Source organism: Aquimarina longa SW024 (assembly GCF_001401755.1).
Lineage (GTDB): Bacteria > Bacteroidota > Bacteroidia > Flavobacteriales > Flavobacteriaceae > Aquimarina > Aquimarina longa.
Window position 1 is genome coordinate 89,168 of record NZ_KQ474100.1, and the last position, 25,873, is coordinate 115,040.

Annotated in this window: 22 protein-coding genes; 11 read left to right on the plus strand and 11 right to left on the minus strand. The window is 30.1% G+C overall.

Going from position 1 to position 25,873, the window contains the following annotated elements; all coding sequences use genetic code 11:
• Positions 1-387: 387 nt before the first annotated feature.
• Positions 388-1,260 carry a type IV pili methyl-accepting chemotaxis transducer N-terminal domain-containing protein gene (locus tag N456_RS12930; RefSeq protein ID WP_082422529.1) on the plus strand — a complete coding sequence of 291 codons (873 nt, stop codon included), beginning with the start codon at positions 388-390 and terminating at the stop codon, positions 1,258-1,260.
• 76 nt (positions 1,261-1,336) lie between these two features.
• Here N456_RS12930 and N456_RS12935 read toward each other — a convergent pair whose 3' ends face one another.
• Positions 1,337-1,687: a DUF6249 domain-containing protein gene (locus N456_RS12935; protein WP_062057745.1), complete on the minus strand. Its 351-nt coding sequence runs from the start codon at positions 1,685-1,687 to the stop codon at positions 1,337-1,339.
• Positions 1,688-1,834: 147 nt separating this feature from the next.
• Here N456_RS12935 and N456_RS12940 point away from each other — a divergent pair, with 147 nt between their 5' ends.
• From N456_RS12940 to N456_RS12950, 3 genes are all read left to right on the plus strand, one after another.
• Positions 1,835-2,422, plus strand: a complete 588-nt coding sequence (locus tag N456_RS12940; RefSeq protein WP_062057748.1) for an RNA polymerase sigma factor — start codon at positions 1,835-1,837, stop codon at positions 2,420-2,422.
• A complete protein-coding gene (locus N456_RS12945; RefSeq protein ID WP_062057751.1) occupies positions 2,406-2,798 on the plus strand; it encodes a hypothetical protein in 393 nt (130 codons plus the stop codon). Before N456_RS12940 ends, N456_RS12945 begins: the two co-directional genes overlap by 17 nt.
• A gap of 120 nt (positions 2,799-2,918) precedes the next feature.
• Positions 2,919-3,602, plus strand: coding sequence for a peptidoglycan DD-metalloendopeptidase family protein (locus N456_RS12950; protein ID WP_062057753.1), 684 nt, complete (start codon positions 2,919-2,921; stop codon positions 3,600-3,602).
• A gap of 68 nt (positions 3,603-3,670) precedes the next feature.
• Here the strand turns inward: N456_RS12950 and secA are convergent, their stop codons facing one another.
• The 4 genes from secA to N456_RS24485 form a co-directional block, all read right to left on the minus strand.
• Positions 3,671-7,027, minus strand: coding sequence for a preprotein translocase subunit SecA (gene secA / locus N456_RS12955; protein WP_062057756.1), 3,357 nt, complete (start codon positions 7,025-7,027; stop codon positions 3,671-3,673).
• Between the two features lie 230 nt (positions 7,028-7,257).
• Positions 7,258-7,479, minus strand: coding sequence for a DUF2795 domain-containing protein (locus N456_RS12960; RefSeq protein ID WP_008272287.1), 222 nt, complete (start codon positions 7,477-7,479; stop codon positions 7,258-7,260).
• Between the two features lie 135 nt (positions 7,480-7,614).
• Complete coding sequence (locus tag N456_RS12965; protein ID WP_062057758.1) at positions 7,615-8,190, minus strand: cob(I)yrinic acid a,c-diamide adenosyltransferase; 576 nt, start codon at positions 8,188-8,190, stop codon at positions 7,615-7,617.
• Positions 8,187-8,363 carry a hypothetical protein gene (locus tag N456_RS24485; protein ID WP_158447887.1) on the minus strand — a complete coding sequence of 59 codons (177 nt, stop codon included), beginning with the start codon at positions 8,361-8,363 and terminating at the stop codon, positions 8,187-8,189. Before N456_RS24485 ends, N456_RS12965 begins: the two co-directional genes overlap by 4 nt.
• A 229-nt stretch (positions 8,364-8,592) precedes the next feature.
• Here N456_RS24485 and recR point away from each other — a divergent pair, with 229 nt between their 5' ends.
• From recR to N456_RS12990, 4 genes are all read left to right on the plus strand, one after another.
• Positions 8,593-9,213 (plus strand): recombination mediator RecR, encoded by a 621-nt coding sequence (gene recR, locus N456_RS12975; RefSeq protein ID WP_062057765.1) that lies wholly within the window; start codon positions 8,593-8,595, stop codon positions 9,211-9,213.
• Positions 9,214-9,443: 230 nt separating this feature from the next.
• Positions 9,444-10,784, plus strand: a complete 1,341-nt coding sequence (locus N456_RS12980) for a dihydrolipoamide acetyltransferase family protein (protein WP_062057768.1) — start codon at positions 9,444-9,446, stop codon at positions 10,782-10,784.
• Positions 10,785-11,016: 232 nt separating this feature from the next.
• Positions 11,017-11,277, plus strand: coding sequence for a hypothetical protein (locus N456_RS12985; protein ID WP_062057771.1), 261 nt, complete (start codon positions 11,017-11,019; stop codon positions 11,275-11,277).
• 117 nt (positions 11,278-11,394) lie between these two features.
• The gene (locus tag N456_RS12990) at positions 11,395-14,445 is read left to right on the plus strand and encodes a T9SS type A sorting domain-containing protein (protein WP_158447888.1); all 3,051 of its coding nucleotides are present in this window, start codon (positions 11,395-11,397) and stop codon (positions 14,443-14,445) included.
• 226 nt (positions 14,446-14,671) lie between these two features.
• On the opposite strand, the gene N456_RS12995 is transcribed toward N456_RS12990, so the two are convergent.
• Both N456_RS12995 and N456_RS13000 read right to left on the minus strand, forming a co-directional pair.
• Positions 14,672-15,970: an esterase-like activity of phytase family protein gene (locus tag N456_RS12995; protein ID WP_240315527.1), complete on the minus strand. Its 1,299-nt coding sequence runs from the start codon at positions 15,968-15,970 to the stop codon at positions 14,672-14,674.
• 44 nt (positions 15,971-16,014) lie between these two features.
• Positions 16,015-16,872 carry a UDP-2,3-diacylglucosamine diphosphatase gene (locus N456_RS13000; protein ID WP_062057780.1) on the minus strand — a complete coding sequence of 286 codons (858 nt, stop codon included), beginning with the start codon at positions 16,870-16,872 and terminating at the stop codon, positions 16,015-16,017.
• A 326-nt stretch (positions 16,873-17,198) separates the two neighbouring features.
• Between N456_RS13000 and aroC the strand changes: the two genes are divergently transcribed.
• From aroC to N456_RS13015, 3 genes are all read left to right on the plus strand, one after another.
• On the plus strand, positions 17,199-18,263 hold the full coding sequence (aroC, locus tag N456_RS13005; protein ID WP_062057784.1) for a chorismate synthase: 1,065 nt from the start codon (positions 17,199-17,201) through the stop codon (positions 18,261-18,263).
• Between the two features lie 107 nt (positions 18,264-18,370).
• Positions 18,371-19,693, plus strand: coding sequence for a dicarboxylate/amino acid:cation symporter (locus N456_RS13010; RefSeq protein ID WP_062057787.1), 1,323 nt, complete (start codon positions 18,371-18,373; stop codon positions 19,691-19,693).
• Between the two features lie 418 nt (positions 19,694-20,111).
• Positions 20,112-20,720 carry a hypothetical protein gene (locus N456_RS13015; RefSeq protein ID WP_062057792.1) on the plus strand — a complete coding sequence of 203 codons (609 nt, stop codon included), beginning with the start codon at positions 20,112-20,114 and terminating at the stop codon, positions 20,718-20,720.
• A 98-nt stretch (positions 20,721-20,818) separates the two neighbouring features.
• Here the strand turns inward: N456_RS13015 and N456_RS13020 are convergent, their stop codons facing one another.
• The 4 genes from N456_RS13020 to N456_RS13035 form a co-directional block, all read right to left on the minus strand.
• Positions 20,819-21,442, minus strand: a complete 624-nt coding sequence (locus N456_RS13020) for a hypothetical protein (RefSeq protein ID WP_062057795.1) — start codon at positions 21,440-21,442, stop codon at positions 20,819-20,821.
• A gap of 142 nt (positions 21,443-21,584) precedes the next feature.
• Entirely contained in the window at positions 21,585-22,334 is a 750-nt protein-coding gene (locus N456_RS13025; RefSeq protein ID WP_062057798.1) for a LytR/AlgR family response regulator transcription factor, read from the minus strand.
• A 25-nt stretch (positions 22,335-22,359) separates the two neighbouring features.
• Positions 22,360-24,204, minus strand: coding sequence for a tetratricopeptide repeat-containing sensor histidine kinase (locus N456_RS13030; RefSeq protein ID WP_062057801.1), 1,845 nt, complete (start codon positions 24,202-24,204; stop codon positions 22,360-22,362).
• A 2-nt stretch (positions 24,205-24,206) separates the two neighbouring features.
• Positions 24,207-25,835, minus strand: a complete 1,629-nt coding sequence (locus N456_RS13035) for an acyl-CoA carboxylase subunit beta (protein WP_062057804.1) — start codon at positions 25,833-25,835, stop codon at positions 24,207-24,209.
• Positions 25,836-25,873 lie beyond the last annotated feature (38 nt).

Consider the following 25,873-nt stretch of genomic DNA (forward strand, 5'->3'; position numbering starts at 1 on the left):
CTACCCTATGTATGATAAATGATAATACGTATATATTTTGATAATTGAAGTATATCGATTATTACTAACCTGATGAAATAATCAATAAGATTTAAAATAGTATCAGAGACTGAAATATGAGGGTTAAATGAATTTTTTCCTAAATAATAATCTACTAAAATTCATATTTAAAATTATAAAAAGAATAACGTTGATAAACAGTTTTTTAATGTTTGGACATATCTTTTTAAAAGCAATTATAAACTGATAAAAGTCATATTTCTTTAGTTTAATCTAAGATACTTTTGTGACCTAATTGACGAAGTATATTTTAAAATTTTATAGAATATAAACAGTTAACAAAAAAACCACAAATACAAATCTATATAAAACTTTAAAACCTATATAATGAAAAACAAAATACATATGTATAAATCAATACTACTGATTTTTGTAATCGGATTAATGTTATCTGTTTCCGATAATCTCTATGCCCAAAAAAATGAAAAATATGGATCATTATCTTTTAAAAATGCAATTAATGTATCAGGTAAGCAACGTATGCTTACGCAAAAGATATCCAAAGCATATTTATATTTGCTAAATAATGCAAGTAATGCACAAGCAAAAAAAGATTTATTATCTAGTCAAATAATTTTTGAAGAACAAAATAGAATCCTTATTCAAAATAGTAGATTTAAAGAAGTTAATGATAAATTAAAAATGGTTAATGAATTATGGGTGCGTTTTAAAAACCTTATTAATGTTCAACCAAATTATGACAATGCTAAAAAGATTATAGACACAAATACAGATCTACTTAAAGCTACTAATGCAGTTGTAGAATCTATTATAGCAGAATCCAAAAAATCTATTACTGGTACTAAAAACAACCTAGATGATTCTGATTCTATAGAAGATATATTGGAGCTAGAAAGTACAATAAATATAAGTGGAAGACAACGAATGTTGTCACAGCGATTGGCATTTTATTATTTTGCAAATCGAGTTGAACTTAAAAGTAAAAGTTCAGTTCAAATGCTTAGTAACGTTTTTTATGAATTAGATGGAGCTATTAATAAATTATTAGTGTCTAAGTTTAATACCCCAAAGATAGATGAAAAAATAGGACTTGCTTTTTCTAAATGGAATACGATTAAAAAAAATGTGTCTAAACTAAAAAATCAAGAGTTTGAAGAAATAGAGGTGTATAAAATGAGTAATCAATTAACCAAAATATTCAATGAAATAACTCTTCTTTATGAAAAAGTAAATATTTGATTTTATAATTTTTAATGAAGTAAAATACCCAGATCATTATTATGGTTTGGGTATTTTGTTGTCATCAAAATCAAAACTATTTATTATCCAGATTTTTAGTCATATTAAAGCCGGTAAATAATCCAATTCCTGACATTAAAAAAATAGTACCAGGATATGCTATATCATCCTCAACCCCTAAGGTTAAATGTAAAATTCCGGCTATGAAAACCCCTATTCCGATACTCATTAATAATAAGGAAATGTTTAAGATAAGAATTTTCCATATTGGGGTTATTCTTTTACTCTTACTGCTATAAAATATAGAAGCATCAGCACCTTTTTCTATTAATGCCATACGTTCTTTATTTCTAGCAGAAATAAATAAATAATAGATTCCAAAAAGTACACCAAAGATTGCCGGTATTATAATTACTTCTGATCCCATGTTTTTTTTAATTTAAAAGATTATTACTGTTCGTTTTTTAATTAAGACGACTGTATCTACAAGTTGGTTACAAAAGAATAGACAAGAAAAGTACTTTAAGGACAGTTTTTTGTAACTAGAATCTCTATTACATCGTCCAATGCAATAATGAATCATCCATCAGATCAATATTATATAAACCAAGTTATCGAAGGTAATGTAAATGCTTTTTCTGTATTAGTTGAGCGCTATAAGGTAATAGTATACACTGTTGTATTTCGAATGGTCAAAAATAAAGAGCAGGCAGAAGAGGTTGCTCAGGATAGTTTTATTAAAGCATTTGAATCTTTAGGTACATATAGAGGCGATGCTAAATTTTCTACATGGCTATATGTCATAGCATATCGTAAGAGTTTAGATGCAATAAAAGCAAATAAACGAATAATGACCTCGGAGCTTATAGAAGAGATAAGCGAATCAGAAATAGGCTTGGTAGGTGATGCATTAAGTTTTTTACAAGCCAAAGAAAAAAAAGAGATTATATCCAATAGTATTATGAAACTTCCTGCGGATGAAGCAGCAATTGTAACATTGTACTATTTTGAAGAAAAGAGTGTAAAAGAAATTGTGGAAATAGTAGGATTAACGGCAAATAATATAAAAATAAAATTATATCGAAGTAGAAAAAAGCTATATTCGATACTTAAATACCATATTTCTATAGAAATAAGTGATAAAAATGGAAGAGCAATTTAAAGATGTTGAATGTTTAGTGAAAGAAGCAGGATTAAATACTCCTTCTGCTAACTTTTTGAATAATGTGATGTGTAATGTTGAAACGATCAAAAATTATCAAGAAAAAGCGTATAAACCATTAATTTCTAAAAGATCTTGGTTAGTGATTGCTATGGGAGTGATTAGTTTGATTTGTTTAACCTTATTTTTGCCAGATACTAAAAACTCAATTTTCTCAGAAGTTAACTTGTCAATAGTAAAGATTATAAAAATAAATGATTTCTTTTCGGGATTTAAATTTTATAAAACTACAGTGTATGGTATTGTATTTCTTGCAGTTTTATTTTTTATTCAAGTATCTTTCTTAAAAAGAAGGATAGATAAAAGCTTTTCTTAATATGATAAGAAAGTATCAGAATGCTCAAAAAATTCTTTTTATGATTTTTATTATATGAGATTAGTGTTTAAATAAGAAGGGGTGAAGCTATTGTGTAGCTACTGTCTAAAATACCTAGTAATGATTGATGAATTACAGCAATTTTTTAAAAATCTGTCTAATGAATTTACTTCTATTGTTTTTGGGTATACAAAAGAAGATTATATTTTAATCGACCTTTCTATAACAAATACGGATCTTAGTACAATAGATATTTCTTCTTCTAAAGCTTTTGAAAAATATATAAAAGAATATCTAATTAATCATAATGCTAAAATTGCTTATGGAGGATATAACGAAATAAGAGGGATTTATAAAAGAAGTACTCATTTTAACACCCAGAATTCTGTAACAGAACGTAATATTCATTTAGGAATAGATATTTGGTGTGATGCAGGAACTAAGATAGTAGCTCCATTAGGAGGTAAAATTCATAGTTTTAAAAATAATACTAATCATGGGGATTATGGACCAACAATTATTATAGAGCATACTATACATATGATTACTTTTTATACGCTATATGGTCACCTAAGTATGCTGTCAATTACAGATATAGAAATAGGTGAGGATATAAAAGCGGGACAAATAATAGCTGATTTAGGAGAATCTGCGGTTAATGGAGATTATGCACCTCATTTACATTTTCAGATTATCATAGATATAGATGGTAATGTAGGGGATTACCCTGGAGTTTCTAATACAAAAGATTTAAAATATTATTTGCAAAATTGTCCAGATCCAAATTTATTATTGAAAATTTAATTACTTATAAATCAAAAAACCCTGAAGTAATACTTCAGGGTTTTTTGATTTATAAGTAAAAATTCTTTTTACTCATTTACGATTACCCATTCTCCTCTTTCTAGTAATGGGATAGCTTGTTTATATTTTACAGTTTTATTTTCCCCACTCATTACATGTTTAATGGTGACTCTATCGTTACGACCAATTTTTGGTTGCTCCCGTACAATAGTTTCAGTAACTTGAGGTTGGTTTTGTGTTTGCCCCGCTGCTCTATTTTGTGCATCACGTTCATCCATATTAGGAATTTCTTCTTTAGACATTTCTAGATTTTCTTTTCTTCTAACTTGTCTAGCTTCAGAAATATCTTGTGTGTCACCAGTTGGAAGTTCTCCTTTAAATAAGAATGAAATCACATCTTTGTTAACTTCTTCAAGCATTGCTTTAAAAAGCTCAAAAGCTTCAAACTTATAGATTAATAAAGGGTCTTTTTGTTCATGAACAGCTAATTGTACACTTTGTTTTAATTCATCCATTTTACGAAGATGCGTTTTCCAAGCATCATCTATAATGGCAAGTGTTATATTTTTTTCAAAATCAGTTATTAATTGCTTGCCTTCGGATTCATATGCTTTTTGTAAATCAGTGGCTACATTTATATTTTTCACACCGTCTGTAAACGGTACTAAAATTCTTTCGTATTGACTAGCAGGATCTTCATATACTTGTTTGATTACAGGATATGCAGTTTCTGCATTACGTTTCATTTTATCTTGATAATGTTCATAAGCAACCTTATAAATTTCTCCAGCAATCTTTTGCGGATCCATTTTTTCAAATTCTGTTTCAGAGATCGGGCTACTCATAGAAAAATAACGAATCAGCTCAAATTCAAAATTTTTAAAGTCTAGTGCTGCTTTGTTTCCTTCTGTAATGACTTCTACAGTATCGTAGATCATATTAGCAATATCTACACGGAGACGTTCTCCAAATAATGCATGATAGCGGCGTTTGTATACTACTTCACGTTGCGCATTCATTACATCATCATACTCTAATAATCGCTTACGAACTCCAAAGTTATTTTCTTCTACTTTTTTCTGAGCTCTTTCAATGGATTTAGAGATCATAGAATGCTGAATTACTTCTCCTTCTTTCAGTCCCATTTTATCCATCATTTTGGCAATACGCTCAGAACCAAATAGACGCATTAGATTATCTTCTAATGAAACATAGAACTGAGAACTTCCTGGATCTCCCTGACGTCCAGCACGACCACGCAATTGTCTATCTACACGACGAGAATCGTGACGTTCTGTACCTACTATTGCAAGTCCTCCAGCAGCTTTTACTTCATCTGATAATTTAATATCGGTACCACGACCAGCCATATTGGTAGCAATAGTTACAATACCAGGATTACCTGCTTCTGCAACAATATCAGCTTCTTTTTTATGAAGTTTAGCGTTTAATACATTGTGTGGTACTTTACGAATGGTTAACATCCGACTCAATAATTCAGAAATCTCTACAGAAGTAGTACCGATTAGTACTGGTCTTCCTGCACGAGATAGTTCTGTAACTTGTTCTATGACAGCATTATATTTTTCTCGTTTGGTTTTGTAAACCAAATCTTCCATATCTTTTCTGGCAATGGGTCTGTTTGTTGGTATCTCTACAACATCTAATTTATAAATTTCCCAAAGCTCTCCAGCTTCAGTTACTGCAGTACCTGTCATTCCGGATAATTTTCCATACATACGGAAATAATTCTGGAGTGTTACTGTAGCAAAAGTCTGTGTTGCATCTTCAATCTTTACATTTTCTTTAGCTTCAATAGCTTGGTGTAGTCCATCACTGTATCGACGGCCATCCATAATACGACCTGTTTGTTCGTCAACTATCTTTACTTTGTTATCCATTACAACATATTCTACGTCTTTTTCAAACAAAGAGTATGCTTTTAGTAATTGGCGTAATGTGTGGATTCGTTCACTTTTTACACTGTATTCTCTAAAAAGGTCTTCTTTCTTTTCTGCTTCTTCTTCTTTAGATAATTTTAAACCTTCGATTTTGGCAATTTCCATACCAATTTCTGGTAAAATAAAGAAATTAGGATCGTCCTTTCCAGAGAGATATTCTACTCCTTTATCAGTAAGATCAATTTGATTATTTTTCTCTTCTATTACATAGTATAAGTCCGTATCAACCTTATGCATCTCTCGGTTGTTATCTTGCATATAAAAGTTTTCAGTTTTTTGAAGTAATAATTTAACTCCTTCTTCACTTAAAAACTTAATCAGTGCTTTGTTTTTAGGGATTCCTCGATATACTTGTAATAATTTAAAACCTCCTTCTTTAGTATCTCCTTCTTTAATTAATTTTTTTGCTTCTGCTAAAACAGTAGTAAGATATTTTTGTTGTATGGCTACAATATCATTAATTTTTGGTTTTAGTTCATCAAATTCATGTATATCTCCTTTTGGTATAGGACCAGAAATTATAAGAGGAGTACGTGCATCATCAATAAGAACAGAATCTACTTCATCAATGATTGCATAGTTATGTGGGCGTTGTACTAGATCCTCTGGAGCATGAGACATATTATCTCTTAGGTAATCAAAACCAAACTCATTATTAGTACCGTAGGTTATATCTGCGTTATATGCGGCTCTACGTTCTTCTGAGTTAGGTCTGTGGTTATCAATACAGTCTACGGTAAGTCCATGAAACTGAAAAATAGGAGCCATCCACTCACTATCACGACGAGCAAGGTAATCATTTACAGTAACCAAATGAACACCGTTACCGGATAATGCATTAAGATAAACAGGAAGCGTTGCTACTAATGTTTTTCCTTCTCCAGTCTGCATTTCAGCAGCTTTACCTTCATGTAATGTAATACCACCTATAAGTTGTACATCATAATGTACCATATCCCACTTTACTTCTTTACCTGCAGCATCCCAGCTTGTAGCCCAAATTGCTTGCTCACCATTAAGTGTTATATGATCTTTGGTGCCTGAAAGCTCACGATCATATGCAGAAGCGGTAACTTCGATAGTTTTATTCTTAGCAAATCGTTTTGCTGTTTCTTTAACTACAGCAAATGCTTCTGGTAGAATATCATTTAAAGTTTTTTCTGTAATTTTATAGGCTTCTTCTTTTAAAGCATCAATTTCTCCATAAATATCTTCTTTTCTATCGATATCTTCGGTATTGTTAGCTTCTTGAGTAAGCGCTTCTATTTTAGTATTGATTTCTGTACGAGCTTGATTTATTTGTTCTTTAAAATGAACAGTCTTGGCACGTAATTCATCATGAGAAAGAGCTTCGAGAGCTTTTTCCGCTTGTTTTATTAATTCAACTTTTGGTTGAATTTCTTTAATGTCTTTTTTGGATTTATCTCCAACAAATACTTTTAATACAGAATCTAAAATTCCCATAATCTATGGTTGTGTGTTTATATGAAATGTTAGTTTTATCAATAAAACTAATTAATTACCTTTTTGTATAAAGTAATATTAAAGCAAGATTCTTATGGAATCTGCGATCATCTCAGAACCTAAACGGTTATGTTGTTATACAATGCTTTCTATTATAAAATAGGCATAAAAACGGCGTAATTTACGCAAAAAAAAAGCCTCTTTCGAGACTTTTAATATTATTTCATTTTTTAATACTCATCCTCATTCCAAAGATAATCTTCGTCTGTAGGATAATCGGGCCATATCTCCTCTATGGAATCGTATGAATCTCCTTCATCTTCAATTGCTTGTAGGTTTTCTACAACTTCTAAAGGTGCTCCAGTACGAATTGCATAATCGATTAATTCGTCTTTTGTAGCTGGCCAAGGTGCATCACTTAAATATGATGCTAATTCTAAAGTCCAATACATATATTTACTGGTTTAATTTTTTGCAAAAATAATTTTTTAGTTTAAAAAGTCAAGTAAAAAATTAATTATTTAAACAATAATTATAAGAACGTGATTTTTTTTTGCGTTTATTTATAAATTCTACAGCTAATAACTTCAAGAATTCTTTTCAGGAATCCATTCAATTTCGTCTGCTTTAAGGTCATGAGACAACTTTCGTGCCAGTACAAAAAGATAGTCAGATAGTCTGTTTAAGTATTGTAATGTTGTTGCTTCAAACGGGCTAATCTCTTGTAATTCAGTAGCTAAGCGCTCAGCTCGTCTACATACACAGCGAGCAATATGACAGAATGACACGGTTTGATGCCCTCCAGGTAATACAAAATGTGTCATTGCTGGTAAAGACTCATTCATAAAATCAATCTCTTTTTCTAATAATTCAATATCTTCTATAGAAATTGTAGGTATGTTTAATCGTTTTTGACCGTTTTTTAAAATAGCTTTTTCAGGATCTGTGGCTAGAACAGCTCCAACAGTAAAAAGCTTATTCTGAATATTAACTAATGTTTTTTTACTGAGTTCATCAATTTTTTGATCCCTGATAAGTCCTATATGTGAGTTTAGCTCATCAACAGTTCCGTAACTATCTATACGAATATGATGTTTGGGTACTCTAGTACCTCCAAATAAAGCTGTAGTACCTTTATCACCTGTTTTTGTATATACTTTCATTTATTCTTATTCATTTTTTTCTTTTCGAAATAATTTTTTTTATAACTGCGGTCTTTACGATTATACAACTTATTTTTATTACGTTTAGTATTCCATGATACAGCAATGAATAAGATTGCAATACCTAGTATCATTAAAATAAGTTGATTTTCTTCAGAAAGAGCTTCTAGCATTGTTTTTTTACTTTTTAAGTAAACTACCTCAGAGCAAGCCCACAAGGCATTTGTTTGAAAAATATTTTAGGTATCGAGACAAGCCTCACAGCATTAAAATCTCACTTAGTTAGTAAAAATAGAAAAAAGCTTTCAATTATGATGTGTAATATTAATTCAACCCTATAAAATGATATTACTATAGTATTTGTAAAGCAATTTTCATTAAAAATGCTAAATTTGTTGTGTTATGGAATTTTCTTCAAAATTATTAGAAAACGCTGTCTATGAAATGTCTCAGTTGCCAGGTATAGGAAAGCGTACTGCACTGCGCTTGGTACTACATTTGCTTAGACAACCTAAAACCCAAACAACACATCTAGTTAATGCTTTAGATACACTTCGTCAAGACATAAAATTTTGCAATAAGTGTCATAGTATTAGTGATGTAGCTATTTGTGATATTTGTAGTAACCCTAATCGTAACCATAAGATTATTTGTGTAGTTGAAGATATCCGTGATGTTATGGCAATCGAAAGCACTGGTCAATATCGAGGAGTATATCATGTGTTAGGAGGTAAGATAAGTCCACTTGATGGTATTGGTCCACAAGAATTAACGATCGATGCATTGATTGAGAAAACTAAATCTGGTGAAGTAAAGGAATTGATATTTGCATTAAGTGCAACTATGGAAGGTGATACAACTAATTTCTATATATATAAACAATTAGAAGGACTGGATGTAAAAACATCGACAATTGCTAGGGGAATCGGAGTTAATGACGAACTAGAATATGCAGATGAAGTAACTTTAGGAAGAAGTATACGCAATCGAATACCTTTTGAGAATGCATTAAAGAGTTCATAAGATATTATTTTCCTATTTATAGTACATAAAAAAATACTATAAAAGTGAGATAAAATCCTTTTAATATTGAATATAAATATTGTAATTATTTGATTGTTAGTGATTTTTATAATAAAAAATAGAAATCAATAGTACTTTAAGTAATTTTTAATAGAGAAAAATTAATTTTTAAGCGTAATTTTAATTAATTTCGCAAAAATAATAACTAATAAACACTTTTTATTAAGGATATGGCAAAATTTGAGCTTAAACTTCCAAAAATGGGTGAGAGTGTTGCAGAAGCAACAATAACAACTTGGTTAAAAGAAATAGGAGATACTATTGAAATGGATGAAGCAGTTGTTGAAATAGCAACAGATAAAGTTGATAGTGAAGTTCCTAGTGAGGTAGAAGGTGTACTGATTGAAAAGCTTTTTGAAGTCGATGATGTAGTACAGGTAGGTCAGGTTATCGCTATAATAGAAACTGAAGGAGAAGATACTGTAAATACTACTCCAGAAGCAACAGTTATAGAAGTGGAACAGACTCCTGAAGAAGTAGTTATATTAGAAGAACAAATAATAGAAAATAGTAGTGTAACAAGTGGAATTACTGATTTTTCAGAAAGCAGCAAATTTTATTCTCCATTAGTTAAAAATATTGCAGCTACAGAAAATGTATCGTTAAATGAACTAGAAGCAATTTCTGGTACAGGTAAAGATGGTCGTGTTACCAAAAATGACATTTTAAAGTTTGTAGATGATCGTAAGGATGGGAAAATACCAGAGCAATCAACGATCAAAACTGTAAAAGAAGAGGTTAAAAAACCTACGACTTCAGTTAAAAAAGAAGTTTCTAAAGCGTCTCCAGTAGTGGCATCAGGAGAGGATGAAATTATAGAAATGACCAGAATGGGTAAACTTATTGCGCATCATATGGTCGATTCTGTACAAACGTCAGCTCATGTACAATCTTTTATAGAGGCAGATGTAACAAATATATGGAACTGGAGAAAGAAAGTGAAAGTTGGTTTTATGGCTAAAGAAGGAGAGAACCTTACGTTTACTCCAATCTTTATGGAAGCGGTTGCTAAAGCTATTAGAGATTTTCCAATGATTAATATTTCTATTTCTGGAGATACGATCATTAAGAAAAAGAATATAAATTTAGGTATGGCAGCAGCGTTGCCAGATGGTAATCTTATTGTACCTGTAATTAAGAATGCAGATCAACTAAACCTAGTTGGGATGACTAAAGCAGTTAATGATTTAGCAAATCGTGCGCGTAATAATGCATTAAAACCTGATGACATACAAGGAGGTACGTATACAGTAACTAATGTTGGTACATTCGGAAGTATTATGGGGACTCCAATAATTAATCAACCACAAGTTGCTATACTTGCATTAGGAGCAATTAGAAAAGTTCCTGCAGTGATTGAAACGCCAGAAGGGGATTTTATAGGCATACGCTATAAAATGTTCTTATCGCACTCTTATGATCATAGAGTAGTAAATGGAGCTTTAGGAGGTCAGTTTGTACAACGTGTAAAAGACTATCTAGAAGCTTGGGATGTAAATAGAGAGTTTTAGTATTTTAAAGCTTAATTCTAAATACTAACAGACAGTTATTTTTTTTTAAATGAACATGTAAAGTTAACTTATAAAAAACACTAGAAAAGCCGTAACAACTATATTTGTTACGGCTTTTTTTTCTTTAGATTTATAAGATATATCTAAGTAAAATAAATATAAAGAGTAACATTTATACTTATTAAGACATATATAGATATAGCTAAATTTTAATATAAATAGATAAAATAGAATGATTAGAAAAAAAATACTAATACTAGCATTATTTGGGATTATTTTTTTCTCAAGCGCTCAACAAAAAATAAAACTAGAAAATAATAATCATTTACCAGAGATATCATCTGCTGAGAAATTTAAACAAAATGGTATGCTGTTAGTTGAAGAGGAATTAACTCTTTATACTATTGCCCAAGAAAAGAAACTAAACAAACAAGCTAATGATATTGAAGAATTAAAATTAATAGTTAAACAGCTACTTGAATCAAAAAAATAATCATATCAATTACATTCATAACTTTTTAGCATAAAAAAACATAAGCTAAGAGGTAACTCTGTTTCTATAAAAATAGAAACTCTAATGCTAAATATTTAGATGAAAATACATAAAAAAATGATTTTAAAATACATGCAGATAGCTTTGTATATGATTTTTATAACAGGTATAAAATTTTCTATACATGCGCAGACTAATGAAAAAACATCCAGAGAATTATACCATGATTATATATCGAATATCGATATAAGTGATCTTAAGACAGGTTATGTTTTAAATAAAGGTTTTATAGATGATGATGAGATTAATTCTTTACATCAATTTATTGAAACATATGATGAGGAAACTAATCAGGTTATTCCCCCGATAAGTCAAATGGATGGAATGTCTTGGATGCAAATATATAGCCGTTTGAAAGAGAGTGAGGTAAGTGTGTCTTCGAAATTACCTTCAGTAGAAGAGTTAAATACTAGATTAGAAAATAACAATTCCTCATCAAGTATTCCGATACTAATTTTTGATGTAAAAGGAGAATTGTTAGAAGATACAGATATCAAAAATTCAATTGAAAATTTACCAAAAGAAAACTCTTACAACGAAGTTCACCTGTTTGGAGCTATTAGTTATACAAGTATAAGTTATAAGAAAAGGATTAATTTCGAATTGAAATCAGAAAACTATTTATCTGGATTTTATAAGAAAGAATCTGAAGTTTTTATTGATTTTGCTGATGGTAGAGGAGTTCAAAAATATAACTCTTCACAAGGTGTAATACCTGTAAACTATACTGATTTTGGAGAAAAACTAATAAGAGTTTATAGAAATGCTACTCTCAATGGTGTTTCTATGAAAATCGGTAGTTCTTTTATTATAACTATAAAAGCTAATAACACCGAAAATTCTACAACAGTTTTAAAAAGTACTATAAGCCCCAAATCATCAGAAACAAAGACTGGTTCTATTATCAAAAACTATGGAGGGCATGCTCATCTTTATCTAGGAAATGATAAGGTGTTTGATAAACCTATAATTATAGTCCAAGGTTTTGACCCAATAGGTACCATAACTGTTGATGAACAAAGAAAAAAATATTCAAATTTTGAAAAAGGCTTAAGAAATAATAACTATGATATTGTCTATCTAATATTTAATAACACGAACCTGTCATTACAAGACAATACAAATGTTGTTAAAGATTTGATACAACAAATTAATTCTAAAAAACAAAGAAATTTTGAATCTATAGTGATAGGAGAGAGTATGGGAGGATTACTATCAAGAATGGCTTTAAAACAATTGGAGAATGAAAGTTATGATCATAGAGTGGGACTCTATGTTTCATTTGATGCTCCACATCAAGGTGCTAATTTACCTCCAGGAATACAATATCTTTTTAAAGATATTATGGAGTCTCGTACAGTTAGTGATATTAGTTCTAGAATTGGGATTATAGATCGTACAATAATAGATATAACTAATTTCGTTATATCTCCATTTACAGAGGATAGAATTCCTCAATTAAGAGATGTACTTAAGATAAATATGGCGCATAAAGCATTAGCAGCTCTTAATTCTGTCGCTGCTAAATCAATGTTGGTTAGACATATAAGTACTGATGGTTATTTTAATGCAGCTCAAAATAATCTCAAAAGATTAGGTTACCCTTCTAATTCACGTAATATAGCTCTTATTAATGGAAGTAACGAGAGTAGGGATGTACAAAAAAGATTAGATGGTGCTACATTTACTCCAGGAGAACAATTAATTCGATTTCCTCTATGGCGAACAGATTGTAACGAATTTTCATTGAATGCTTGGTCTTCACCAGTAAATACAACTGCTAAAGTTTCTCAGATTATATTAAAAGTAGGTATAAAAGTACCAGATGTACGAATCCGATGGGAAAACAGGTGTATTGTTAAAATCTTTGGTAAATGTAAATTAAGAGGTAAAGTTCCTGTAAAAGTAAAGGTTGGATTAAAATGTGCTACTACCAACTTAATTAATAAAAAAAGGAACTATAGTTTTAATGGGGCTTCTTATGATAATGCTCCGGGATCTACACTTCCTGGTTTACGAAGTCTACCTTTTGATATAACTGCAAATATAGCATTTGTACCTACAGTAAGTTCAATTGATTTATCTGATGATGCATATAATTCCTCCACTGACCCTAAAGGCTTAAGAGCAATTATAAACAGTACTGTAATAGATGATTTTATTAGAAATAATCAAATACCTTTTGATGAAGTGTATTCTAAAGCATGGAATAGCAATCACGTTTTTTTTGCTAGTGATGATATTACAAACTTTAGAACTATCATAGCAGACGAATTTATGTTTGAAAATTTAGATATTCAAAATAAGGTTATCACTAATGATAGAGATTTTGAAGCAAATAATGTTATTAATATAGGAAATGATATTAATACTAGAGATACAAAAATTTTTAATTCAGGTAATGTTGTTGTTGAAAATAAAGCAAATGTAAACCTTATAGCAAGAAATCAAATAACACTATATCCTGGAACTCATTTTAAAAGTGGAAGCATTGTTAATGTTAAGCTAAATAAAAAAGCTTCTCAAAAACTTAATTCAAAACCATTAGATGCAGATTTTCAAATTAAAATCATAGGTGCCAAAGAATATATTATTGGTAAATCATCACCTTCTTTTAAAATTTTATCTTCTGATCCTAATTCTGAATATGATTATAGTTGGCAATTAATTGAAAATACTAAAATAACCAGTAGTAATGATGAATTTATAATTGATGAGTTTTTATATCCTAATATATATACAATAAAAGTGAAAGTAACTTCAAAAAAATCATTAAAAACTAAAACGCTAACAAAAATTTTAAAAATAAGTACTGATTTTGATTTAGAGATTGAAGCCAAAAAAGGTAGCCTAGAATTAGTCGGTGTTTCTAATACTATTCAGGTCTATCCAAATCCAGTTGTTAATAATGTTACGGTAATTGCTCAAAAAGAGATTTCGAAAGTTGTTATTTATGATTTATTTTCTAAAATTGTTTTAAAAACCGAAGGCATTAATAAAACATGGCAGTCTTTTGATCTAGCAAATTTGTCATCAGGTACTTATGTGTGTGATATTCATTTTGTAGACAATAGCTCTTCTATACAGAAAAAAATATTTAAAAAATAGTAACTATACAAGTGTCGATAAATAGAAAACTAACAAGAATATAAAAATGTATAATACATTATATGAGGCAGTAACGTTTTAATGGAACATTGTTTTTTCTAAAAAGGAAGTATGAAATTTTAATGTTATTATTAATTAATATACCTGAATATAAAAGGTTAAAAAAGATAGGGAGAGTATCATAGTTGATATCCTCCCTATCTCATTTTTTTAATACTAGCATTCTTTAAAAATCAGCATTAATCATATATAGAGAACTTGCATCTATTTTTGGGTGAGTTCCTGGTAGTATTTTTTGCTCAATAATTCCATTGTCATCCTCATCGGTTACAGCAAAATCATCATCATTAAGACATCCTAATGTATTTTTATCGATAAGCCAAATTCCTTCTAACTTATCATGTGGATATCCTGTTTTACTAACTAAATCAGCAACCAATACTTTTTTTACAGGTTTAATACCAGCGGTACTAATTTCTTCCCAAGTAGATTCTTCGATAGTCTTTCCATTAATGAGTAGCCCAAATTCGGCTTTTATATCAACTCCAGAGATGTCTGTAGCATCTGAGATATCTATTTTATAAATATGTTTTTGAACTACTCCTTCACCAGAATATTTGCCATCTCTCTCTACAACTAAAAAAGTAGAGTTTGATAATCCAACAATTTCAGAATTCGATAAGTTAGATTTCTCTTGTTTATACAGATATTGTTTGGTAGTTCCATTTTGTAAATCAAATGTTACAATACGAGTAAGATCAGTCTTAATTTTAGTAGGGTTGTATAATGTAGATTGCATAATACCTACTAATGTTTTTTGATCTGGAGTTATAGCTAGACCTTCCATCCCTCTATTAGGTCTTCTTTTTGCAAAAACAGCAGGTATTTTTCTTCCTCCATTACCTTCATTAACTCCGATAGGAGAAATACGTTCTAATTCGATACCTTCTGCTGAATAGTGTACGATATGTGGTCCATATTCATCAGATATCCAAAATGTACCATCTTTTAAGGCTACTAACCCTTCAGGGTCTAATCCAAAATCATCAAAAGGAAGTTGATTACCGCTAATATCATAAGGAATTTCTCCTGTAGCGCCTTTTCCTTTGGGATTAGGAATACCAGAAATAGGAATACCTTCTGGGTTTTTTAGAAGGATATCTTTTTTAAGATTTATTTTCCCATTAGGAGCAATATAAAAATGTCCAATTCTAGGAGTATACTCTGCAACAGGAAATTTTTTTCCATCTAAAAAGTCAGTATTAGGACCACGATCTGTTATTGCATAAAACTCACCTTTTCTTCTGGGGTGTGCAGTTGCTCCAGACCCATATCCTCCATTACGAATTTCGACATTATTTTCTGTAGTAGATAAGGTAGAAAACGGTAATTCATATTGTGTATTCTCTTCTAATACTAACTGAGGAGGTACTGATATGGGTTCACCAGACATATCATCAATAAAATGACAAGAAAAAAAGAGCATCAGAGATGCCACTAGAAATAAATTTTTAAAATGTTTCATGTGAGTAAATATTTATGATTGAATACGTAGTTAATTAGAGTACACTAAGGTTTTTTTAAAGGTGTAATTATCTGATTCATCATAAAAGAGGCTTGCAATGCTTCAGGATCAATTTTTAAGTCTTCAACTTCTTCATTTGTATCAGCAAAAACTTCCATGGATTCACTTTCATAATGAATCAGTTTCCATTCTTTATTATGATATTCTAAAGAAGTTAAATTTTCTATCCAATCACCAGAATTTAGATAATAACAAGAACCATTTTTATTTTTATATTCTCGCATTTGTGGCTGATGAATATGGCCACAGACAACATAATTGTATTTGTTCTTTACAGCTAATTCTGAAGCAACATCTTCAAAATCATTAATGTATTTTACAGCCTTTTTTACACTATTTTTTATTTTCTTAGATAAAGAGAATTTTTCTTTACCCATTCGTACCAGAAACCAATTAATAAATTGATTAAGAAGAATAAGCATATCATATCCCCAACCACCTAGTTTAGCTAGCCATTTTGCATTTTGGATTGATACATCAAAAATATCTCCGTGAAAGAACCAAGCTTTTTTGCCATCTAATTCTAAGACAAGTTTATCTACCAGTTTAAAGTTTCCCATTGTAGTATCACTAAATTTTCGGAGCATTTCATCATGATTACCAGTGATATAAATAACTTCTGTACCTTTTGAAGCAAAAGAAATTATTTTTTTAATCACTTTGAGATGCGCTTTAGGGAAATATCGCTTTCTAAATTGCCAAATGTCTATAATATCACCATTAAGAATAAGGGTTTTAGGCTTGATACTATTTAAATAATTAAGAAGTTCTTTAGCCTGACACCCATAAGTGCCTAGATGGGTATCAGAAACTACAACAAGTTCTACAGTACGTTTTTTCATCAAAAATACAATCGTTATACAAATTAAAGGACGTATGGTAAATCTTAGATTACCTAATTATAAGCATATTGTTATGTGGTTTTTAACAATAAGTGCTATATGTTAGTTTTATGTTAATGGATGTCATGTTGTTTTAATACAGATTTTCGATTAGGGGTTGATTTTTTTAATATTTTATAATTATACCTCTCTTTTTTTATTGTATTATGATTATAACTATATAAAAAATGAGGAACTGTTTTTTGTTGTATTTGTGATTATTAAATGCGTGCTGTTGACTTTCGTATGTAAAGATTAAAAATTACTTTTGTGTAAAATCATTTTTAATGGCAGGAAATACATTTGGAAACCTTTTTAGAGTAACTACTTTTGGAGAATCACATGGCATAGCGATTGGTGGAATTATCGATGGATGCCCAGCAGGTGTTGTATTAGATTTAGAAGCAATTCAGGTAGAATTAGATCGTCGTAAACCAGGTCAATCTGTTATCGTAACACAGCGTAAAGAACCAGATACAGTAGAATTTTATTCAGGCATTTTTGAAGGAGTTACTACGGGAACTCCTATTGGTTTTGTAATTAAGAATGCTAATCAAAAATCTAAGGATTATTCTCATATAAAAGATTCATATCGCCCTTCTCATGCGGATTATACCTATGATCAAAAATATGGTGTTCGAGACTATAGAGGTGGAGGACGCTCTTCTGCTCGAGAAACAGCTAGTAGGGTAGTAGCAGGAGCAATAGCGAAACAAGTATTATCAGGTATTAGTTTTAATGCTTATGTAAGTGGAGTTGGAGCGATAAAATTAGAAAAAAACCATACTGAACTTGATTTTTCATTGACAGAAAGTAATATAGTACGGTGTCCTGATTCTAAAAAAGCAGATGAAATGGAAGCTTACATAAAGCAAATTCGAAAAGAAGGTGATACGGTTGGTGGGATTGTAAGTTGTACTATTTCTGGTGTGCCTATAGGATTAGGTGAGCCGGTATTTGATAAATTACATGCAGAATTAGGGAAAGCTATGCTATCGATTAATGCAGTTAAAGGATTTGAATATGGAAGTGGTTTTGCAGGAGCAGGATTAAAAGGGAGTGACCACAATGACCTCTTTAATGAGGATGGTACAACTAGAACGAACCTTTCTGGAGGTATCCAAGGAGGGATTTCTAATGGGATGGATATTTACTTTAATGTAGCTTTTAAACCTGTAGCTACTATTATGCAAGATCAAGAGACAATTGATAAAGAAGGTAATATTGTTACTATGCAAGGAAAAGGAAGGCATGATCCCTGTGTAGTGCCTAGAGCTGTACCTATTGTAGAAGCTATGGCAGCTTTGGTATTAGTAGATTATTGGCTAATGAATAGAACAGTGAAAAGATAATTTATAAAATTATTGATTAATAACTGCGGTAATCTTAATAGGATTGCCGTTTTTTTATTTTTAATTAATATCTTCGACGCTCTTTGATTACAAATTAAATTATTCGCATGAAAAAAATCGCACTGCATTGGCAAATTATGATCGGAATGATACTAGGTATAGTATTTGGATTTTTAATGACAACATTCTCGTGGGGAAAGGGATTTACAGCAGATTGGATAGCACCTTTAGGAACTATTTTTGTAAGTCTTTTAAAGCTTATTGCAGTTCCATTAATATTAGCTTCTTTGATTAAGGGGATCTCTGATTTAAAAGATATTTCAAAATTTAAATTGATAGGAGGGAGAACTATTATTATTTATATTTTAACCACTGTAATAGCAATCACCATAGGACTTTTATTAGTGAATACGATTAAGCCAGGTAATGGTATTACAGAACAGACGATACAGAAATTGACTACAGAATATGCTGGTAATGCAAAAATATCTGAGCGTATTGCTGAAGCGGGTAGACAGAAAGAAAGCGGACCGTTACAATTTATTGTAGATATGGTACCCCAGAATGCTTTTAAAGCTATGGGAGATAATAAGAAGATGTTACAGGTAATATTTTTTGCGATTTTTCTAGGTATTAGTATGTTGTTAGTTACCCCTTCGCAATCAGAACCTCTTAAGAAATTTTTTGATAGCCTGAATGATGTCGTATTAAAAATGGTTGATCTTATTATGCTAACAGCACCATATGCTGTTTTTGCATTATTAGCTAATGTAGTAGTTACTTCTGATGATCCTGATATATTATTAGCCTTGTTGAAATATGCAGGTGTAGTTATATTTGGACTGGTATTAATGGTTGCATTTTATTGTATATTGGTTGCTGTCATTACTAAAAAATCTCCATTATGGTTTTTAAAACAAATAAGCCCAGCACAGTTATTAGCGTTTTCTACAAGTTCTAGTGCTGCGACGCTTCCTGTTACAATGGAAAGAGTAGAGGAACATATTGGAGTAGATAAAGAAGTATCAAGTTTTGTCTTACCAGTTGGAGCAACAATTAATATGGATGGTACAAGTTTATATCAAGCAGTAGCTTCTGTATTTATTATGCAAGTATTATGGCCAGAAGGGCTTACGTTTAGTAACCAGATTACAATTGTATTGACGGCTCTATTAGCTTCGATAGGATCAGCCGCTGTTCCAGGAGCAGGGATGGTAATGTTGGTTATTGTTCTTGAAGCTATAGGTTTTCCATCAGATAAATTACCGATAGGTTTAGCGTTAATTTTTGCAGTAGATAGACCATTGGATATGCTTAGAACTACAATAAACGTTACAGGTGATGCAACTGTTGCTATGATTGTAGCAAAATCTGTAGGAAAACTTGGAAAACCTAATGTAAAAAATTGGGATGATGAATATAAAGGCTAGGTTTTGGTAAACTAGAGATAAAGAACTTGGAAGACTTTTTCTATTAATTAAAATATGTGTAATGTTTTAATATAACTAACTATTACATCTATAATATCTCTTGTATGTTATTGATAATAAAGAGATCAATTCTCATCAATTTATTATTATAAGTTGGTATGTCATTCTTGCCTACGCAGAAATGACAATCTTACGCTAGAAAAAGAATTCCATTCTTTTATTTAAAACTATGGATTTTAAATCCATAATGGTTTATTAAATTCTAGTATTTTAGAATTAAAATATACAATAAATCATAGTAACAGATTTTATCTAAAATAAAGAAATAGGGAATATTTAAAATTAACTGTTATTATATTAATTATGTAAAGTGTTTAACTTTTAAAATAATATAAAAACAGTTATGTCTATAAACATCATGAAATTAATTTTTGTTTCTTTATTTATTACTAGTATTACAGCATCATGTAGTAATGACGATGATAATAAGCCTCAGCAAAAACAGTTTGGAATTTTTAAAATATTAGATGATAAGGGGACTGTAGAAATGAATGGCGTTATTAATGACTCTTCTTTGAAGAATTTTAATGCATTATTAATCTCTTTTAAAAATATAAAACAAATAAACATCAGACAATGTGATGGATCTAATAACGATGATATTAATTTAAAATTATCCTCTAAAGTTAATAAACTAGGGATAAATATTCATTTGTTAGATAATGGATTAATAGCTTCTGGTGGAGTTGATTTTTTTATCGCAGGCAAAAAAAGGACAAAAGGTAAAAATACCAAAATAGGAGTGCATTCGTGGAGCGAAGAAGAAGGGAAAGATAAAAAACAAGCAACAGATTACCCTAAAGGACACGTAAAACATCTACCATATATAAAGTATTATGTTTCTGTAGGGTTTACACAAAAACAAGCCGAAGATTTTTATTATTTTACAATAAATGCTGCTTCCGCTAGTAAAATACATTTTATGACAGATGCAGAAATAAAGAAATATGGATTGTTAACTAATTGATACTCTTCCTAAGAGTACATATAAATATTGAAGATTTTATTTTTATCCTTTTCAATATTTTTTTTATAATTTTTTATTATTAAAAAATACACAAATGCTTACTTGGTTTTCTGTTCTAGAATTTTTAGATTCAATTCGTTAATCGCATTTTTTAACTGTTTTAAAGAAATTTTTTGTCCTTCGAGAGTAATTATAAAACGATTAGATATCAAAAGTTCTAAAATAGAACTTTCAATATCATTATTAATTTTAATTTCTTCTATAGCTTTGTAACCATTGATTGTAATAGATTTTCTATATCCGTGATTATTCTGTTCCTCAAAACCTTTTATAAAACCTAAACGGGCAAGTGTTACCATTACACTTCCTGTTTCTCCAGCACCATCTATAATAGAGAATGATAGTACAATATTATCCTGACTTACATATTTAGCGTCTGCTATTGTCATATCAGGCATAAACTCATTACCTATAGAGAACTCTTTTCTCGAATAACCGATTAATTTTTTTGGGATGAATGTTTTCAATTCCTCAGTAGTGATAGGAGTAGATTCTTTTAATTTTTTACTTTCTCTTTCAATTTTTTCAGCTTCATTAGCTATTGTATTTAGATCAGATACATCTTCAGTTATATCAAATACTCCAAATTCTTCTTTGTTATTTTTATCTTTTCCACAAGAAATCAACGTTAATATTAATAGTAATAAAAATATTTCTTTCATCAATTTATGATTTAATAGCTTTTATACCAATCATGAGAGAGGTTTGATGTAAATTAAAATACTATTAAAACTGTAGAATAATTGCTGAAGTGAGAATTAGCCTTGGTATTTTTAGAAAGTAAATGTCAAAAATTAGAATTTTTTAGTTAAGCTTATTGATATATTCAATTAATAGACGCTTTCTACTTTGTGCTACAGGAATAGTATGAATTTCATTTAGAATGATTACTTCTTCTCGCTTATTAAATGAAGAGATATGTATTAAGTTAATTAAAAAACTTTGATGAACCCTGAAAAAATTATATGTTGTTAATTGTTCATCAAAAGATTTTAGAGGTTTAGACACCAGTATTTCTTTTCCACTATATAAAAGAAAAGTAGTGTAATTATTATCTGATTTTGCATAAAGAATATCTTCTGTTTTTACAATATGTATTGCATCAGCATTTTTGAGTATAATTTTTTTTGGTTCGTTTTTATCAGAAAGATTATGTAGTAAAGTGTGTATTTGTTGTTGTTGATTTTGTTTATGAATATTTTCGGATACTTTTTTTAGAGCCAAAATCATTTCTTTTTCTTCATATGGTTTTAATAAATAATCTAATGCGCTAAATTTAAAGGCATCAATTGCATATTTTGCATACGAGGTAGTAAAGATAATTTTGAAATTAATTTCATCAAATAAAGTTAAAAAATCAAAAGCTGTACCATCGGTGAGAAAAATATCTAGAATAATAAAGTCTGGTTGTAGTTTTTTTATCAGAGTGTAGGCTTCATTGATCTTATCGGAATTCCCTAAAATACGTATTTCGCCATAGTTTTGTATGATAGATGATACATATTCTAATGCTTGTGGGTCATCTTCTACAATAAAGCAAGATATTTTGTTCATAAGGTAAAGGTACTGTACTTTTTACTTAGTTTACTGTTGTGAATTTTAAGGATACTTTTGTTCCTTTAGGAGATGATTGAATATCAATAATTCCTTTAAAATTACCAGAAGTTCTATTTAGATTTTTTAATTGCTCTTTTATGATATTCATGCTCATTGATTTATGTAATCGTTTAGAATCCTCTTTAGGAGCATCATACCCTTTTCCATTGTCAATTATAGAAATATATAAATCATTATTGTTTTTATAATACTTTACGGCAATCACCCCATTAGAGTTATTTTTTAGTCCATGTAGTATTGCATTTTCTACAAAAGGTTGTGTAATTAAGGTAGGGAGCATATCAAAATCTTCATCCACAGTATCTTCTACAGTTACGGTATATGAAAAAGAATTATTGTTATTGAGCTGTTGTAAATTAAGATATGATTCTAATGCTAAACGATCCTCTGATACACTGCTAAAATTATCATCAGATTTTTCTAAAATAAATCGAATTAATTTTGAATAACTAGTGAGATATGAACTCGATTTTTCTTTATCATTTTGATAAATAAAGTTTTGAATACTTTGTAATGCATTAAATAAAAAATGAGGGTTAAGTTGGGTTTTTCGTAATTTTTGTTGAAGTAATAGGGTGTTTAACTGCTGTTTAGTTTTATAATTTTTAAATCCAAAATACCCTAGAATTAAGAATAGAATTACAAAAACAGCTAAGACAACTAATAGATAGTTTTGTTGTTGTATAGTAAATGCTTGTAATTCATTTTTAGTATCTAAGATATTAATTTGCTGTTGTTTTTTTTCGGACTCAAATTTTTCTGTTAATTCTGCTACTTTTTCCTTTTGTTGCGCACTGGTAATAGAATCTTTTATTTGATCTTTCAAGTTCGCATAATGTACTGCGGATTTATAATTTTTCAACCCAGAATAGGCATCTTTTAGATTGTTATATATAATAGGTTTTGCCGTGGGTTGTGCATTGTGTAAAGCGCTATCTAAGTATACAATTGCTTTTTTATATTCTTCTTTTTTTAAATAAGAATATCCTACGTTGTTGTACGTAAAATATAAGTTTTGAATTCTTTTTAATTCTTTTTTTATCGCAATAGCTTTTTTTCCATATTCAATAGCGTAATCATAATTATCACCTGTATCAGAATAATATTTAGATTGATTGGTATAAATTATAGAGAGTGCATTTTTAGAATTATATTTTTCTGCTAATTTTTCTGCTTTTGATATGCTACTAATATATTTTTTGAATAGTTTTTGCTCGTGATAAATAATAGAAAGATTTACTAGAATTTTTAATCGAGCTGCTTTATTAGAATCACTACTAATCGAAAGAGCTCTTTCTAAGTATTTTTCTGCATTAGCGAAGTTTTTTAATGAGGCATTAATCGTTGCAATATTACTATAGGTATCTACTAATTGTGTAGATTCTTTTACTTGCTCAAGAATTTTTGAAGCTTTAATATAAATGCCTAATGCTTTTTTAAAATTTTGTTTGTAGTATTGAATAGTTCCTATATTATGCCAAGTTTGCCCTTCAATATGCTTGGGTAATTTTTTTGTTAAATTATATTGAAGTAATGAATCAGCTTCAGAAAACTTTTTTTTATAAATTAGGACACTGCTTTTCTGTAAATTTGATTTTGAGATGAGTGTATCATTGATGATTAGTTTGGATAATTGTATAGCTTTATCTGAATAAAATAAAGAGCTGTCCAAGTTTTTATGGATCAACTCTTTGGATTTTTTTAGATTTTGCTGTATTTCCAGAACTTTATTAGTATCATTTTGCGAATGTATTGTATATATATTGCAGACTGTTATAAATAAAGTTATGATATATATTATTTTCATTTTTATACTTGTACTACTCCTAAATTAAATTTCTTTTCGATAGGTGCATGATCAGCAGCTTCAATCCCCATTGATATCCATTTTCTGGTATCTAATGGATCGATGATAGCATCTGTCCATATTCTTGCAGCAGCATAATATGGTGATGTTTGCTTATCATATCGAGCTTTAATCTTGTTAAATAATTCTTTTTCGTCTTCTTCGGATAATTGTTCTCCTTTCTTTTTTAGAGAAGCAGTTTCAATTTGTAATAATACTTTAGCGGCTTGTGCCCCTCCCATTACAGCAAGTTCTGCACTTGGCCATGCAGCTATTAATCTAGGATCATATGCTTTACCACACATTGCATAATTACCAGCACCATAAGAATTACCAATAACGATAGTAAATTTGGGGACAATACTATTACTTACTGCATTTACCATTTTGGCACCATCTTTAATAATTCCACCGTGCTCGCTTTTACTACCTACCATAAAACCTGTTACATCTTGTAAAAATACTAACGGTATTTTCTTTTGATTGCAATTCGCAATAAAACGTGTGGCTTTATCTGCGGAATCAGAATAAATGACACCTCCAAATTGCATTTCTCCTTTCTTTGTTTTTACAATTTTTCGTTGATTTGCTACAATCCCCACAGCCCATCCATCGATACGTGCATATCCAGTAAGTATTGTTTGCCCATATCCTGCTTTATATTCTTCAAAATCAGAATCATCAACTAATCGTTTGATGATTTCCATCATATCATATTGCTCGTTTCGAGCTTTTGGTAAAATGCCATAAATATCCTCAGGCTTATCTTTTGGGGTAGTAGGTTTTATACGATTAAAACCAGCTTTGTCAAAATCACCAATCTTTGATACAATGTTTTTAATTGTATCAAGAGCATTTGCATCATCTTTAGCTTTATAATCAGTTACTCCAGAAACTTCGCAGTGTGTAGTAGCTCCTCCCAGAGTTTCATTATCAATACTCTCTCCAATAGCTGCTTTAACTAAATAGCTTCCTGCAAGAAATATACTACCAGTTTTATCTACAATAAGAGCCTCATCACTCATAATAGGTAAATAAGCGCCTCCAGCAACACAACTACCCATAACTGCAGAGATTTGGGTAATTCCCATACTGCTCATTACAGCATTGTTACGAAATATTCTTCCAAAATGTTCTTTATCTGGGAAAATTTCATCTTGCATTGGTAAGTATACTCCAGCACTATCAACTAGATAAATTATAGGTAATTTATTTTCTATAGATAATTCTTGAGCTCTTAAATTTTTCTTTCCGGTTATGGGAAACCAAGCTCCAGCTTTTACTGTAGCATCATTGGCAACAACGATACATTGTTTTCCGCTAACATACCCAATTTTGACTACTACACCTCCGCTAGGGCATCCTCCATGTTCTTCATACATTCCTTCTCCTGCAAAAGCCCCAATCTCGATAGATTTAGAATCATCATCGAGTAAGTATTCAATTCTCTCTCGAGCAGTCATTTTACCTTTAGCATGAAGTTTTTCGATACGCTTCTCGCCACCTCCTAGTTTTACCTTGGTTAACCTTTGTCGTAATGCTGATACTAAAAGCTTGTTATGATCTTCGTTCTTATTGAAGTTTATATCCATTTGTGTGTATTGTTTGCACGAAAATACAAAAAACACTG

Bases quoted from the DNA above. Each gene is read 5' to 3' on its own strand.
- N456_RS13020 (WP_062057795.1), bottom strand. From the start codon at position 21,442: ATGAAAGAAATATTTTTATTACTATTAATATTAACGTTGATTTCTTGT.
- N456_RS12935 (WP_062057745.1), bottom strand. From the start codon at position 1,687: ATGGGATCAGAAGTAATTATAATACCGGCAATCTTTGGTGTACTTTTT.
- recR (WP_062057765.1), top strand. From the start codon at position 8,593: ATGGAATTTTCTTCAAAATTATTAGAAAACGCTGTCTATGAAATGTCT.
- N456_RS13015 (WP_062057792.1), top strand. From the start codon at position 20,112: ATGAAATTAATTTTTGTTTCTTTATTTATTACTAGTATTACAGCATCA.
- N456_RS12985 (WP_062057771.1), top strand. From the start codon at position 11,017: ATGATTAGAAAAAAAATACTAATACTAGCATTATTTGGGATTATTTTT.
- N456_RS12965 (WP_062057758.1), bottom strand. From the start codon at position 8,190: ATGAAAGTATATACAAAAACAGGTGATAAAGGTACTACAGCTTTATTT.
- N456_RS13010 (WP_062057787.1), top strand. From the start codon at position 18,371: ATGAAAAAAATCGCACTGCATTGGCAAATTATGATCGGAATGATACTA.
- N456_RS13025 (WP_062057798.1), bottom strand. From the start codon at position 22,334: ATGAACAAAATATCTTGCTTTATTGTAGAAGATGACCCACAAGCATTA.
- N456_RS12960 (WP_008272287.1), bottom strand. From the start codon at position 7,479: ATGTATTGGACTTTAGAATTAGCATCATATTTAAGTGATGCACCTTGG.
- N456_RS12995 (WP_240315527.1), bottom strand. From the start codon at position 15,970: ATGAAACATTTTAAAAATTTATTTCTAGTGGCATCTCTGATGCTCTTT.
- N456_RS12990 (WP_158447888.1), top strand. From the start codon at position 11,395: ATGATTTTAAAATACATGCAGATAGCTTTGTATATGATTTTTATAACA.
- N456_RS13035 (WP_062057804.1), bottom strand. From the start codon at position 25,835: ATGGATATAAACTTCAATAAGAACGAAGATCATAACAAGCTTTTAGTA.
- N456_RS13000 (WP_062057780.1), bottom strand. From the start codon at position 16,872: ATGAAAAAACGTACTGTAGAACTTGTTGTAGTTTCTGATACCCATCTA.
- secA (WP_062057756.1), bottom strand. From the start codon at position 7,027: ATGGGAATTTTAGATTCTGTATTAAAAGTATTTGTTGGAGATAAATCC.
- N456_RS12940 (WP_062057748.1), top strand. From the start codon at position 1,835: ATGAATCATCCATCAGATCAATATTATATAAACCAAGTTATCGAAGGT.
- N456_RS12945 (WP_062057751.1), top strand. From the start codon at position 2,406: ATGGAAGAGCAATTTAAAGATGTTGAATGTTTAGTGAAAGAAGCAGGA.
- N456_RS12930 (WP_082422529.1), top strand. From the start codon at position 388: ATGAAAAACAAAATACATATGTATAAATCAATACTACTGATTTTTGTA.
- N456_RS13030 (WP_062057801.1), bottom strand. From the start codon at position 24,204: ATGAAAATAATATATATCATAACTTTATTTATAACAGTCTGCAATATA.
- N456_RS12950 (WP_062057753.1), top strand. From the start codon at position 2,919: ATGATTGATGAATTACAGCAATTTTTTAAAAATCTGTCTAATGAATTT.
- N456_RS24485 (WP_158447887.1), bottom strand. From the start codon at position 8,363: ATGCTAGAAGCTCTTTCTGAAGAAAATCAACTTATTTTAATGATACTA.
- aroC (WP_062057784.1), top strand. From the start codon at position 17,199: ATGGCAGGAAATACATTTGGAAACCTTTTTAGAGTAACTACTTTTGGA.
- N456_RS12980 (WP_062057768.1), top strand. From the start codon at position 9,444: ATGGCAAAATTTGAGCTTAAACTTCCAAAAATGGGTGAGAGTGTTGCA.